Source organism: Chloroflexota bacterium (genome assembly GCA_026713825.1).
Lineage (GTDB): Bacteria > Chloroflexota > Dehalococcoidia > Lucifugimonadales > UBA1127 > UBA1127.
Genome location: JAPONS010000007.1, coordinates 40,297 through 54,140, shown reverse-complemented (window position 1 = coordinate 54,140; position 13,844 = coordinate 40,297). Strand labels below are relative to the sequence as shown.

Sequence of the window (13,844 nt, the reverse complement as noted above, 5' to 3'; positions counted from 1 at the left end):
GGCCCTCAGCCTGGAAGACGGGCTGCGGCTCGCGGTGGCCCTCAGCGGCCCCGAGGCCGCCCTGCCGCAAGTCGCCGTCAACCGGCCTTCGACGACGATGGTGAGCAGCGTGACGGGCGTCGTCCTCCAGCCGTCCGACATCCTGGACAACACGCACTGGCGGAAGCTGACCGGCGACACGGCGGCGTTCGAGACGTGCCTTGAAGCGCTCGCGGGCACGGGCGTCGAGCTGGTGGCCGAGATCGGCGGCTCGGACGGTGCAGGCACGGCCGCAGGGCAGTGGCCGAGCGGCGGCCCGGACGCGGCGGCGGCCACCTTCGTCGACCGTTCGAGCAGCTTCCCAGACGCCGTTGCGCGGGCGTACGAGGCGGGGGCGTCGGTCGCGTTTGCCGGGCTGTTCGCGGGAGAAACGCGCCGCCGGGTGTCGATACCAGGCTACGCCTTCCAGCGCCGGAGCCTGTGGGTGCAGAGCCGTTGAGACCACGGCGCGCAACGGATTACTCAACGCTTGTGGAAGGAGGACACGAACAGAGCATACAAGGCAGTCCCAGAGCAAATGAACGTTGACCACGTATATCCGTTCAGGTAGGATAAACTGGCATTCTGATGAAACAAAGGGGGGTAATGTTGTGGCAACGATAGAAGAACGTCTCAGGAAGCTTGTGGACGAGAACCTGGAGGTCGAAGGCCGACCCATCGGCCGGGAACTGGACGCGAACAAGAGCCTGGCTGACGCGGGCGTGTCCTCGGTCGACTTCGTCGCATTCATGAAGGTCGTGGCGCAGGAGTTCAACCTCGATATGAGCGCGGGCGACTGCGAGAATTTCCAGACCCTCGCGAACGTGATCGAGTACTTGGAGAAGGAAGCGGCCTAACCTGTACGCAGGCAAGCGAATGCCCGTCGCACGGCCCCTCGAAGTGAAGCGGAATGGAACGCTGCAGCAAGCCCAGAGGCCGGTGCGACGGGCGCTTGATGTGCATGAGGCGCTGCCGCCCGCACCCGCTATAATGCGGTCCATGCGCATTCCGGCGGCCCAACAGTGGTGGCGCCCGTTCCGGGAGATCGGCGGCGCTGATGTCTTCCACGTCGACCTTGCGCTCGACGGCGCCCGGGAGGCATTGGCGGGCCCGTGGCTGGATGATCACGAGCATGCCCGCGCCGCGCGGTACGTCTTCCCGGAATCGAGCCGGCGGTACACCCTGCTGCGCGCCGCGCTCCGGTCCCTCCTCTGTGAGCGGCTGTCGTGCGGCAACGCGGACCTCTCATTCGAGACCGCGGATCACGGCAAGCCCTACGCCGTCGTGTGCGGTTCCCCCGCGGCGATGCACTTCAACGTCAGCGATAGCGGGCGTCACGGGCTGATTGCGCTGGCTTCCGAAGGGCAGATCGGCATCGACGTGGAGGAACGCTCGGACAAGCGCGACCTGGACGGGCTGGCCGAGACGGTTTTCGGGCGGGACGAGCGGGCTGCGATGGCGTCAGCGGCAGGCCATGTGAAGGTGGAGCGATTCTACCGGCTGGGGACCGTGAAGGAGGCCCTCGTCAAAGCCCTCGGCACCGGGCTCTACCTGGACGTTGCGACCTTTCAGGTGCCCGCCTCTCTGCTTCAGGGCGACCCAGGGGCAGTATTCAGTTTCCCCCACCTGCCGACAGTCCGGTGGTGGGTGGAAGACTTGGGCACAATAGACTTCGCGGCCGCGATTGCGCATGAGATGGCGCCCGGCAGGGAGCGGGCAACCTCGCCGACCGCACATGCCGCTCAAGAGGAGTTGCGTCAGGCCTGACACGGCAGACCCACTTCCATGGGTGGAGAACAGGCACAACGATGACAGAAGCGGAATTTGTGTGGGACGTTCCTGAACCGTTGGAGACGGTGGGCGTTCCCGTGGATGCCGATACCACAATCATCGTGCGGCGCCACGGCAACCCGGACGGCCAGCGGCTGGTGTTGTCTCATGGCAACGGCCTGGCAACCGACCTCTACTATCCCTTCTGGTCCCTGCTGACAGACGAGTTCGACGTTATCATTTACGACTTGCGGAACCACGGCTGGAACGAACTGACTTCGCTTGACCGGCACAACGTGCCCACGCTGGTCGATGATCATGACCGCATTCTTGAGGCCGTTGACGAGGGCTTTGGAAAGAAGCCCAAGATCGGCGTCTACCACTCCCTGTCGTCAATTGCAGCGCTCCTGTCATCCACCATGGGAAGCGGATACGAAGCCCTGATACTGTACGACCCTCCCCTGCGGAAGCCCAACGTGTCCGATGAGCAATTCGACGGAGTTGCGATCCGCACTGCCGCAATGGTCCGCCGCCGGACATCGCGCTTTCGCACCACAGACGAGTTTTCCTCCATCCTGCCCTATATCCCCGCCTTCCAGCGCATGGCGCCCGAGGCCCATGACCTCATCGCAAAGGCAACCCTTCGGGAAAGCAGGGATGGGGAGGGCTTCGATCTGCGGTGTCCGCCGGAGTACGAGGCACAGATTATCGACTACGCGAGAATCTTCTTCCTTGCCGTAGACTTCGAGGCGATGCGCTGTCCCCTCAAGGTCATTGGCGCTGACCCCACGCTGCCGTACTCCTACCTCCCCACGCTGGACCTGAGCGACGTCGCCATAGTCCACTACGACTTCCTCCCCGATACCACGCATTTTTTGCCCCTGGAGAAGCCGGAGGAGTGCGCCAGGGCGCTCCGCGAGTTCCTCTTACACTTGCCGAAGCTTTGACCAGGCCGGCGGAAGGGAGCGCGCGCAGCCCGTTTGACGGGCACGGCAAGAGGAATCACTGCGCAGAAGCAGAGGCGGAGTCATTTGGGGCATGGCGCCTGAGGCGTCTGGATCATCGGTATCTTCACAATGGGTCCACCACACAAATTCATTTCGGAACACTTGGAAGCGGTCGATTGGACGGCCATGTTGAACCCTTCGCCCTTGGCGAGGGTGACGACTAAGGCAAGCAAGGGCGCCGGTCGCGAATGCCGGCATGTATACACGACCTGCTTGCAGAGTCGTTCCCGCTGCGAGCCGAAGATCCTCGGGCTGCGGGAGTCACGATGCCGTCCTGGTCCTCAACACCGTTCAGCTTACCCACAAGCGCCGCGCCCTCAGCCGCGTCGCCAAGAGTGCCATGGCATCCCCCTCCGTCGTGATCCGTTCCCACATATATTGCCACACTTGACGTGGAAACTTGGGGGATGCATGGGACACGACAGAGTACCACTTTGGCGTTTCTCAGCTACAAAATAGGGGATTCCTGGGCCAATGAGGGATGGGCGAGGATTGGCCGGTGGTGGAGATAGGGGGATTCGAACCCCCGACCTCTGCGTTGCGAACGCAGCGCTCTTCCAGCTGAGCTATATCCCCTCGACTCCAAATTATAGCACGACTCCGCCACGCGACGGCACTCGCCGCGTCTTGCCACCCAAGGGCGCGCCATCCTATGCTTGGGCGCGAGTCGTCCAATGAGGAGGAACGCCATGCCCGGGACGGAACTGCACCTGCTCAGCGTCGCAGAGGCCAGCGGGGAGATCGCCGCCGGGCGGATCTCGCCCGTGGAGATGACGCAGGCATACCTCGAGCGAATCGAGGCGCTGGAGCCGCGCATCAACGCCTACATCACCGTCACCGGCGACCTCGCGATGGAGCGAGCGCGGCAGGCGGAGGCGGAGATCGCGGCGGGGCGGAATCGCGGGCCGCTGCACGGCATTCCCATCGCGCTGAAGGACCTCTATGACACTGCGGGCATCCCCACCACCGGCGGCAGCAAGATTCTGGCGGAGAACGTGCCGGACGAGGACTGCCCCGCCGCGGCCAAGCTCGCAGAGGCGGGGGCCGTGCTGCTGGGCAAGCTCAACATGCACGAGTTCGCTTTCGGCATCACAAACAACAACGCCCACTATGGGCCGGCGCGAAACCCGTGGAACACGGACTGCGTGACCGGCGGCTCCAGCGGCGGGTCCGGCGCGGCCATGGCCGCCGGCCTCTGCGCCGCAACGCTGGGGTCCGACACAGGAGGCTCCATCCGCATACCCGCGGCATTCTGCGGCATAGTCGGGCTGAAGCCGACGTACGGGCGGGTCAGCAAGCGCGGCGTGCTGCCGCTCTCGACGTCGCTGGACACCGTGGGGCCGATGACCCGGAGCGTGGCCGACGCGGCCGTTGTGCTGCAGGCCATCGCGGGCTACGACGCGCTCGACCCCAACAGCGTCGACGCGGCCGTGCCCAACTTCCTCGACGCGATGGCCGGAGGGGCGGGGGGCCTGCGCATCGGCGTGGTGCGCGGCGACTACCGGCTGCCGATGGACGACGAGCTAGAGCAGGCAGTGGAGGAGGCGTTCGCGCACTTGGGCAGCCTCGGCGCGACGCTCGTCGACCCGGTGGAGCTTCCACTGCTGCGTGACGCGCTGCCGCACAACTTCGTCATCATCTCGTCGGAGGCCGCAGCGTACCACCGGGAGTGGCTCGATGCGCGCTCCGGCGACTACGGCGAGGACGTCTTCGGACGGCTGTCGGGCGGGCGCAACAACACCGCGACGGACTACATCCTCGCGCGGGAGGCGCAGTCGCGGATACGCGGGCAGCTTCTGGCGGCCATGGCGGAATTCGACGCACTGGCGCTGCCGATGCTGCCGCTGACGGCGCCGCCTATCGGGCAAGACCGGGTAACCGTCGGCGGCACCGATATGGACCTGCGGACGGCGGTCACCTGGTACACGCAGCCGTTCAACCTGACGGGGTTTCCTGCCATCTCGGTGCCCTGCGGCTTTACGTCGGCGGGCATGCCCATCGGCTTCCAGCTTGTTGGCAAGCCCTTCGCTGAGGGAACCCTGCTTCGGCTTGCCCACGCCTACGAGCAAAGCACGGACTGGCACAAGCGGACGCCGGCGCTGTAGGGCTTTGCAGGCAAGGGCTAGTCATTGAGAGCGCCGCGACGCACCGGGTTCGCGCCGTGTGCCGCAAAGGCCCGCCCTCTTCCACCACCGTGGCCGCCAAGCTATGATTAATTGACGCACTTCCATCTTCGCCCCAATCCCAACCGAAGGACCGCCTGCAGCCATGCTGAACATCGACCAAATCCGCCGAGCGCCCGACGAGGTCGCGGCCGCACTCGCGCGTCGTGGGGAGGAGCCGGACTTCGCGGAGCTGCTGCGGATGGACGAGGAGCGCCGTGCCGCCGTCACAGAGCGCGACACGCTCCGGGCGACGCACAACCAACTGAGCCGCGAGTTCGGGCAGCTCATGGCGGCCTCCCGCAGCGGCGGCGGTGATCCGGCCCGGCTGGAGGAGCTTCGGTCGGAGACGCAGACAGTCAACGAGCGGGTGGAGGCCCTTGGCGAGACCATTCGAGAGGCAGAAGCGACCATCGAGACGCTCATGCTGGAGCTACCCAACCTGCCACTGGACTCGACGCCGGACGGCCTCGACGAGTCAGCGAACACCGTCGCCAACTCGTGGGGTGAGGCTCGGTCGTACGGCTTCACGCCGTTGGCGCACTGGGACCTGGGCGAGAAGCTGGGCATCATCGACATGGAACGCGGGGCCAAGCTGTCGGGCGCGCGCTTCTATGTGCTGACGGGCCCGGCCGCTCGACTGGAGCGCGCGCTCATCAGCTGGATGCTGGACGTGCACACGCGTGAGCACGGCTACACGGAGATGGCCTTGCCCGCGATGGTGCGCGAGCAGGTGATGCTGGGATCCGGCAACCTGCCCAAGTTCGGCGACAACCTGTACCGCGACGTGGAGGAGGACCTGTGGCTGCTTCCGACGGCGGAGGTCGCGCTCACGGGGCTGCACCGGGACGAGATCCTGGGGCCGGACGCGCTGCCGATCAAGTACGTCGCGCAGACGCCATGCTTTCGCCGTGAGAAGGCCGCCGCGGGCCGCGACACGCGGGGCATCAAGCGCGTCCACCAGTTCAACAAGGTGGAGATGTACCAACTTGTGGAGCCGGAGCAGGGGGAGGCCGCACTGGAATCGCTGGTGGAGGACGCGTCGGACCTGCTGCGGCGGTTGGAGCTGCCGCACCGGGTGCTGTCGCTGTGCGCGGGCGACATGGGGTTCCAGTCTGCCATGACGTTCGACATCGAAGTGTGGTCGCCGGGCTGCGAGGAGTGGCTGGAGGTGAGCTCATGCTCGACCTGCACGGACTTCCAGGCGCGGCGGTCGAATATTCGCTACCGGCCGGAGGCGGGCGCGCGGCCCCAATACCCGCACACGCTGAACGGCTCGGGGCTGGCGCTGCCGAGGGTGATCATCGCCGTGATCGAGACGTACCAGCGCGAGGACGGGACGATCGAGACGCCGTCGGCGCTGCGCCCGTACATCGGCGCGGACACGATCGTGTGACGCGCGCGGCGAGGGCGAGCGGGCCAGGCTGGACCGGGGCCGCAACGCGGAGGGATGGCCGAGCGGACTATGGCGCCTGTCTTGAAAACAGGTGTGGGGCAACTCACCGTGGGTTCGAATCCCACTCCCTCCGCCAAGCAGCAGCCCTCGGCCATGAGCATTTCACTTCACAGACTTTCACCTTTTTACTGATTTCGTCATACGTTAACGTTCCGTTCGTTGACCGGCCCCTTTCGTGCGTCACACTAGAAGCAGGAGTGCGCACATCCGTACAAGAGGAGGCAGGCAACATGCCCACAGTCGAGACGCTGGTCCGCCCCATCGCCAACAGCTACTGGGTGATCCCCGGCCGCTTCCTGGCAGGCGAATACCCCGGAATGACCCCGCGCCGCCCGTCGCTGGAGAACATGCACGCGCTCCTCAATGCAGGGGTCACGCACTTCGTCGACCTGACGGAGAGGGGTGCGAACAAGCCCTACACCTACGACCTTGTGAAAGAGGCACGGCGCAGGGGAGTAGTAGTTGGGTACGAGCGGCACGCCATCATCGACATGGACATCCCGACCTCACCGGGCCAGATGACGGGCATCCTTGACTCGATTGACAATGCCATCGACGCCGGCGAGACGGTGTACGTGCACTGCCTCGCGGGGGTCGGACGCACCGGCACGACCGTCGGGTGCTGGCTGGTGCGCCACGGGCACACGGGCGAGGATGCACTCGCGCTGATCGCCGAGTGGTGGCAGGGCGCCGAGAAGTCGGCCCGCATCCTGCGGACGCCACAGACGGACGAGCAGCACGACTATGTGCGCAACTGGGGCGAGCCGACCGCCTAAGCCCCCCTACCCGTCATACCCCTTGTAGAGGAGCTGAAGGCCGTGGCCGTCCGGGTCGTCGAAGTAGATGCAGGTGTCGTCGCCGGGGCGGCCGTGGACGTAGACGCCGGCGTTCTCCAGGCGGGCCTTGGTGGCCTCGTAGGACTCCGGCGCCATCTTGAGGGCCATGTGGTTGAGCTCAATGCCGCCTTCGGTGACCGCGCCTCCCCGGGTCTTGAACAGCGCCACCTGGTCGTTGCCGCACCAGAGGAAGCAATTGCCCCCGCCCTCATGGTTCACCGTCATCCCCAGCAGGTCGACGTAGAACGCCTTGGCCCGCTCCAGGTCGTTGACCCACAGCACCACGTGGTCAATGCCCGTGGTCTTGATCTGCATCTCCGTCTGCTGCATCTCGTCACCTCCATTGTCCGGTCCGTTCGTGCAACCCTTCGAAAAGCTCAGGGCGAACGGTTATGTCTGTCCCTGGGCGCAGTCTACCACCCTACTGCGTAGCCGTCGCGACGGGGGTCCGCCGCGCCGTAGAGGGCGCCGGTCTCCGTGTCCACCTGGATCATCACCTCGCTGCCGGTGGCCGCCCAGTCGCCGATGACTGAGACGGGGTGGCCGCGGCCGCGGAGGCCGTCGAGCGCCTCGGCGGGGAAGCGGCCCTCCATGCGGAGCTCGTCGGGCGCGGTGTGCGGTATCGTCGACTCCGTGCCGTCCTGCACGTGCCGCCATCGCGGGGCCTCGACGGCCTCGGCGACGGTCATGCCGAAGTCGAGGACGTGGGTGACGACCTGGAAGTTGGTCTGCACCTGGGTGTCGGCGCCGGGGGTGCCGCAGACGAGGGCGAGCTTGCGGCCTTCGTCGGCGTCCTTGAAGACCATGACCGGGTTCATCGTGTGACGCACGCGCTTGCCGGGCTCCAGGACGTCGATATGGTTCGGATCCAGGTGCCAGTAGGTCATGCGATTGTTCAGCAGCACGCCGGTGTTGCCCGCGATAATGCTGGACCCGAAGGCCGTCTGCAGGCTCTGGAGCATGGAGACGGCGTTGCCCCACTGGTCGACGACGCAGAAGCAGGTGGTGTCCTCACGCGGCGCGGAGACGCCTGCCGTGGCCCTCGGCGGCTGCGAGCCCTGGTAGCGCCACGGGTCGCCGTGCGGAACGCCGTCCATGGCGCGGGCCGGGTCTATGAGCTTGGCGCGCTCGGCGGCGTACTCCTTTGAGATCAGGCCGGGGACGGGCACCTCCACCCACTCCGGGTCGGCCATGTAGACCTCGCGGTCGGCGAAGGCGAGGCGCTTGGCCTCCACCATGACGTGGACGCTCTCGGCGGTGTTGCAGCCGAGGGCGCGGAGGTCGAACTGCTCGGCGAGGCTCAGCTCCTGCAAGAGCACGTGGCCGCTGGAGTTGGGCGGGGCCTCGTAGACGGTGTGGCCGTGGTAGGTCGTCGAGATGGCGTCAGACCAGCGGGCGCGCTGGTCGGCGAGGTCGCGCATCGTGATCAGCCCGCCCTGCTCCTCGATGAAGCGCACGATCTCCTCGGCGACATCGCCCTCGTAGAAGACGCCCTCGCCCTCGGCGGCGATGCGCTCGAAGGTGCGGGCGAGGTCCTCCTGGTAGAGCATCTCTCCGGCGCGAACCGGCCGGCCCTGCCGCGCGTAGACCGCCGCCGACGTGGGGAAGACGGTGAGCACCGGGTCCTCGGCGATGTTCTTCGCAAGCAGGTGCGACACGGGGAAGCCGTTGGCCGCGAGGTCGATGGCGGGGGCGAGGACGTCGGACAGGGGCAGCGTGCCGTAGCGCTGGTGCATCGCCGTCCAGCCTCGGAGCAGCGAGGGCACGGAGGTGGAGAGGACGCCCTTCATGGGGATGCCGGTGGCCTGGTAGCGCTCCAGCGTGGCCTCATAGGGCGCGGAGCCGGTGGCGTTGATTACCTGCAGGGCGTCGTCCGCGCTGGTGTAGACCATGATAAAGCCGTCGCCGCCGATGCCGGACATGAGGGGCTCGACGACGCTGACGGCCGCGGCGACGGCCAGCGCGGCGTCGACGGCGTTGCCGCCCCGCTGCAGCGTCGAGATGCCGGCCTGCGATGCCAGCGGGTGACCGCTGGACACCATGCCCCGCCGGCCCATGACGACGGGCCGGTTGGACGCGAAGAGCTGACCGTGGGGCGTGGTCGCCATGTCGGGCCTCCTGCGGCGAGAGTGCGTTTGGGTGGACTATAGGGGATGTGTGCGAGTGGGGGAAGGGGTGCATCCATTCAGTGCAAGAGATGCTTCTTGCACTCGAGACCCTGCAACAGTTAACTTTCACTTGACCCGGTTGCCGTAAAGGAATCGTTTCTGAATCGGCATCCATCTAGAATTGGTTGCACCAAAGAAAGCATGTGACGGGAGCAAAATGCGTATCAGTAGAAGGACGAGTGGGGGAAGGGGCGAATACGAAATCAGTGAAGAGTGCAATGGCACTACTCCTCATGACATTGTAGGGCGAAGGATTCATTTGGCCCTCGGAGGAGGACTTACCCTAGATACTGCAACCGAATTACGTCAACAAGGAGGCAAGCTACGTATACGGAGAATTGAGAACAGCGGAATTCAGATCCAACGCCAAGTTGCAGCTGCTCTCCTACTCCCTCACCCTGTCAGAGCAAACAATAGCCTGGGTGGCGGAACCCCGGTCGTTAGACGTAATCAATACGCCATTGACCATTTGCAGGTTGCCGAAGTTGAGCTTGCTGTGGACAAGGCAACACTTCGATTGGATACGATTACTCTACGCAACCAGATGTTTGAGGCTGACGAGTTACACCTTGAACAGCGTTTAGCGGCACTGAAGAATGTTTGGGATAAGAAAACCCATTTGCCGGATGATGTTGCAGTGCTGCTTGCAGAGCACGAATCATCCATACAATCACCTACCCCTGTAGGTACCTCAACTGAACGTGTCGTAACCTCCTTAGAGGAATTAATTTCTGAACAGGCAAGTGACCTTGGCCTTCCTTATAGTGGAGGCACAGATGTTCTCCAATACTTGACCCAAGTTCTTGAGCTTGAAGTGCCTGAGCCTTTGTCACATATGAATGATATTGATCCCGAAGAGCCCGAACTACGGCGAAGGGTCATTAGAGAATGGAAACGGTGGGCTAACAGTCGGGGAGCAGCCAGCGCAAAATTCAGGGCACTAGTAAGGAAGGCCTATAACTCCACTTGTGCGGTCTGTGGTCGACACTTGCCAGCAACAAAAAGGAATCGGCTACCTGGTGTCGACGCCGCGCACATATTGCCTTGGTCAGAGTATGAACTTGATGTTGTCTTCAATGGAATTTGTCTATGTAAACTTCACCATTGGGCATTTGACGAGGGTTTAATTCGCATAACCGCAAATCATGGTCAATTCTCGGTCGAAGTCCCCGGAGACATAAGCGACTACTTCATCCAAGAAGTGCCAGCCTTTAGTCTCGAATGTTTGAAGGACCATATTGGCCCAATTCCGGAAGGAAGACTACCTGTAGAGGCTGCTGCCAGACCCAACCAATCCCTGCTTCAGCAGCTTAACCAGGAGTTAGACATGATTTAGCTATACAGCTGCCGGCGCTTCTTCTTCTTGCATCAAGGGTGTAGCAGATTGGTACAGATAATGCGCTATTCTCGTAGCAAGCCATTGGGCCACCGGGACTGTAACTGCATTGCCCAGCGCATGATATCTCAAGCTATCAAGCTTGTCTGGGTCACCATAAGCATCTTCAGGCATTGTCCAACCGTCAGGAAAACCTTGTACCCTTTCCGTCTCTAACGGCGTTAGTCTTCGTACTCTTCCATCCGGGTAACTCACATACGTGCGACTCCAGTCTGTCCCCGTATGCCTAGCTGAGCACGCATAAAGGCAATAGGCTATTCCTTGAACAACTGGCCCCTTGATAAGATCTCCAAAGATCTTCTTAAAGGGGGAAACAGGTTCCGCCCCATTCGGTCGGCCCGTCGAATCATTCCCTTGGCTGCGTTGGGGCTCAAAAAGTATCTGTCCGGGACCTCTCCAGTCTCCACGACATCCAACAATATAGACTCTTTGGCGAGATTGGGGGACTCCGAAGTTCTTGCTGTTAAGCACACGCCATCCCACGCCATACCCGAGTTCGGCCAACGACCGGATGACGATTCCGAAGTCTCGCCCTGAGTGGCTAGATAGCAAACCTGGAACGTTCTCGATGACGAAAACTCTGGGGCGTCCTTCTCTAAGTAAGCGATAAAATTCAAAAAAGAGAGAAGAACGCTTTCCTCCAAGCCCTGCTCTTGGGCCCATTGCTGCCAGAGAGACATCTTGGCAGGGGAAACCTCCAACCCAGACATCGGCAGTTGGTAAGTCTTCATTTCGAATCTCCCTGATGTCTTGTGTTCGCCATACTTCGGGCCAGTGTCGTTCCAGCAAAGACCTACAGAAGCTGTCAATCTCACATTGGTAGACAGTTTGGTAAGCTCCGGTCAACTCAAACCCTAACTCAATACCGCCGATCCCACTAAAGAATGATGCCAACGTATATGTTGAGGGGCTCACGATGCTCTAGCCTCCCCTTGCGACCTCTGTAAGGTAACCTGCAGCCGATTCTTCAGCGAATCCTGATCCTTCACCTCACACTCCCACACAATGACGGGATTCCACCCAGACTTAATCAAGGCATCGTAATTCTTGCGATCGCGTTCCTGATTTCTTTGGATCTTAGGCAACCAGTAAGACAGATTTGACTTAGGCATTCGACCCCGTCTACAGCCGTGCCCATGCCAAAAGCACCCATTGACAAAAAGTGCCGCTCGATAGCGAGACAAAGTGACATCCGGGCGACCTGGCAAATCACTTCTGTGGAGCCGGAAGCGATACCCAAGCCCATGAAGCAGTTTTCTAACAGATAACTCCGGCGTCGTGTTGTAAGCCCGGATTCTCTTCATATTTTCACTGCGGCTCAACGGGCAGATGGCATGCCCCCTTTAGACAGTGTGCCTCACTCACAGGATAAGTCTAGATAAGCCTTCTTGGGGGACGGCAGAGACGATGCCAGTACTCTCGGCTTCTTCGGACGTAACAACCGCTCTTAACATCGCCATGCTTTATTCTTGTAATCCTCACTGTACCCAAAAGTCAATACCCTCGACATAGATTCTTGTCCCGTCCTCCCCCCCATTTGACGCCCCTGCCCCCACCCCCATACACTCCCTAGCTACCGCCCGTCGGCGTGCCGACGCCGACAGCTCCGACGCCCGCAGCTACACCGAAGGGGACGCATGCGCAATCCTCGGCCACGGTTCTTCTACGGCTGGTTGGTGGTCATCGCATCCATCCTCGCGGGGGCCGTGCAGAGCGGCGGGAGCGTCTGGGGCGCCAGCGTCTTCGCGTCGCACATGACGGACGAGCTCGGCTGGGCGCGCTCCGCCTTCTTTGGGGCGTTCACGCTGCGGGCCATCGTGGGGGGCGTCCTCTCGCCCTTCATCGGGCCGATGCAGGACACCCGCTCCGGCCCCCGCATCCTCATGCTGCTCACCGGCCTCACCATGGGCTTTTCGCTCATCACCCTCAAGTGGGTCGACAACATCGTGCTCTTCTACGTGCTGTTCGGCGCGCTGGGGGCGCTCACGATGGTCGGCGGCGCGGAGATGCTGACGGTGGCCATCGTGCCCAAGTGGTTCGTGCGCATGCGCGGGCGGGCCGTGGCGATTGCCTCCACCGGCACGGCGATGGGGCCGCTGTTCTTCCCCTTCCTGGTCCACGGCATCATCACGCTGGTGGGCTGGCGCGACGCCTGGGTGGTCCTCGGCATTGGGTCGATGGCGATCATGGTGCCGCTGGCGCTGATGGTGCGGTCGAGGCCCGAGGACATCGGACTGCTGCCCGACGGCGCGAGGGAGCCCGAACCGGCGACCCTTCGACAGGCTCAAGGCGAACGGGCGGGGGCGGCGCAGGGCGAACGACGCATCGCGTCGAGGGCGGAGCAGAGCTTCACTCGGCGACAGGCGATGCGCACGTACGCCTTCTGGCTGCTGATCCTGGCGTTCTTCCTCTCCATGCTGGGCATGGGCGGCTTTCACGCCAACTGGATCCCGTACTTTGAGGACATCGGGTTCTCGCCGGCCGTCGGGGCGTGGGCGGCGACGGCGTACGGCGTGTGCTCCATCAGCGTCCGGCTGGTGTGGGGCGTGGTGGCCGAGCGGTACCCGGTGCGCTACCTGCTGGTGATCCAAGCGCTGCTGACGGCGGTGAGCATCATGCTGTTCCTGAACATCACCAATGTGCCGACGCTCATCATTGCCGGGGCGTCGCACGGGCTGGCGCTGGGCGGGTTCTTCATCATGCGCCCGCTGATCATCGCGAACTACTTCGGCAGGCAGAACTTGGGGGCGATCAACGGCGTCCTGCGGCCCTTCGTGACGCTGAGCGGCGCCGTGAGCCCGCTGTTGATCGCGGGGATGTTCGACATCTTCGGCACGTACCGCGAGGCGTTCCTGCTGGCGACGTTCACATGGGTTCTCGCGGCGGGCGTCGTGTTCCTGGCGGCGCCGCCGAGGCGGCAACGCACGGCGAGCGAGGCGGTCGCGGGGTAGGATACCGCCGGGCAGTCCTTCCCGGCAACGCCGAGGCAGCGGCAAAACAACCTGACAGGATCTGTAGCCAACACGGCACA

General features: G+C 63.2%; 13 protein-coding genes and 2 tRNA genes. 10 read left to right on the top strand and 5 right to left on the bottom strand.

Features of this window, described 5'->3' with window-relative positions; all coding sequences use genetic code 11:
- The 4 genes from OXC99_00485 to OXC99_00470 form a co-directional block, all read left to right on the top strand.
- Positions 1-478 (top strand): hypothetical protein (locus OXC99_00485; GenBank protein ID MCY4623476.1); only part of this gene is annotated, 478 nt, incomplete at its 5' end.
- A 151-nt stretch (positions 479-629) separates the two neighbouring features.
- The gene (locus OXC99_00480) at positions 630-875 is read left to right on the top strand and encodes a phosphopantetheine-binding protein (GenBank protein MCY4623475.1); all 246 of its coding nucleotides are present in this window, start codon (positions 630-632) and stop codon (positions 873-875) included.
- A 19-nt stretch (positions 876-894) separates the two neighbouring features.
- Entirely contained in the window at positions 895-1,785 is an 891-nt protein-coding gene (locus tag OXC99_00475; protein MCY4623474.1) for a 4'-phosphopantetheinyl transferase superfamily protein, read from the top strand.
- Between the two features lie 41 nt (positions 1,786-1,826).
- Complete coding sequence (locus OXC99_00470; GenBank protein MCY4623473.1) at positions 1,827-2,735, top strand: alpha/beta hydrolase; 909 nt, start codon at positions 1,827-1,829, stop codon at positions 2,733-2,735.
- A 560-nt stretch (positions 2,736-3,295) separates the two neighbouring features.
- On the opposite strand, the gene OXC99_00465 is transcribed toward OXC99_00470, so the two are convergent.
- Positions 3,296-3,371 (bottom strand) — tRNA-Ala (locus tag OXC99_00465).
- A gap of 113 nt (positions 3,372-3,484) precedes the next feature.
- On the opposite strand from OXC99_00465, the gene OXC99_00460 reads away from it, so the two are divergent.
- The 4 genes from OXC99_00460 to OXC99_00445 all read left to right on the top strand — a co-directional run bounded on the left by OXC99_00460 (position 3,485) and on the right by OXC99_00445 (position 7,189).
- Complete coding sequence (locus tag OXC99_00460) at positions 3,485-4,900, top strand: amidase (protein ID MCY4623472.1); 1,416 nt, start codon at positions 3,485-3,487, stop codon at positions 4,898-4,900.
- A gap of 163 nt (positions 4,901-5,063) precedes the next feature.
- Positions 5,064-6,353, top strand: coding sequence for a serine--tRNA ligase (gene serS / locus OXC99_00455; protein ID MCY4623471.1), 1,290 nt, complete (start codon positions 5,064-5,066; stop codon positions 6,351-6,353).
- A 48-nt stretch (positions 6,354-6,401) separates the two neighbouring features.
- Positions 6,402-6,489: transfer RNA gene (locus OXC99_00450), tRNA-Ser, on the top strand.
- Between the two features lie 154 nt (positions 6,490-6,643).
- Positions 6,644-7,189: a protein-tyrosine phosphatase family protein gene (locus tag OXC99_00445; GenBank protein ID MCY4623470.1), complete on the top strand. Its 546-nt coding sequence runs from the start codon at positions 6,644-6,646 to the stop codon at positions 7,187-7,189.
- A gap of 6 nt (positions 7,190-7,195) precedes the next feature.
- Here OXC99_00445 and OXC99_00440 read toward each other — a convergent pair whose 3' ends face one another.
- Positions 7,196-7,579: a VOC family protein gene (locus OXC99_00440; protein ID MCY4623469.1), complete on the bottom strand. Its 384-nt coding sequence runs from the start codon at positions 7,577-7,579 to the stop codon at positions 7,196-7,198.
- An 83-nt stretch (positions 7,580-7,662) separates the two neighbouring features.
- Positions 7,663-9,357, bottom strand: a complete 1,695-nt coding sequence (ggt, locus tag OXC99_00435) for a gamma-glutamyltransferase (protein ID MCY4623468.1) — start codon at positions 9,355-9,357, stop codon at positions 7,663-7,665.
- 529 nt (positions 9,358-9,886) lie between these two features.
- Here ggt and OXC99_00430 point away from each other — a divergent pair.
- Positions 9,887-10,753, top strand: coding sequence for an HNH endonuclease (locus OXC99_00430; protein ID MCY4623467.1), 867 nt, complete (start codon positions 9,887-9,889; stop codon positions 10,751-10,753).
- On the opposite strand, the gene dcm is transcribed toward OXC99_00430, so the two are convergent.
- Positions 10,754-11,728 carry a DNA (cytosine-5-)-methyltransferase gene (dcm, locus tag OXC99_00425; protein ID MCY4623466.1) on the bottom strand — a complete coding sequence of 325 codons (975 nt, stop codon included), beginning with the start codon at positions 11,726-11,728 and terminating at the stop codon, positions 10,754-10,756.
- Positions 11,725-12,135, bottom strand: a complete 411-nt coding sequence (vsr, locus tag OXC99_00420) for a DNA mismatch endonuclease Vsr (GenBank protein ID MCY4623465.1) — start codon at positions 12,133-12,135, stop codon at positions 11,725-11,727. The genes dcm and vsr overlap by 4 nt, the downstream gene beginning before the upstream one ends.
- Before the next feature lie 315 nt (positions 12,136-12,450).
- On the opposite strand from vsr, the gene OXC99_00415 reads away from it, so the two are divergent.
- Positions 12,451-13,764 carry an MFS transporter gene (locus OXC99_00415; GenBank protein ID MCY4623464.1) on the top strand — a complete coding sequence of 438 codons (1,314 nt, stop codon included), beginning with the start codon at positions 12,451-12,453 and terminating at the stop codon, positions 13,762-13,764.
- Positions 13,765-13,844: the final 80 nt, after the last annotated feature.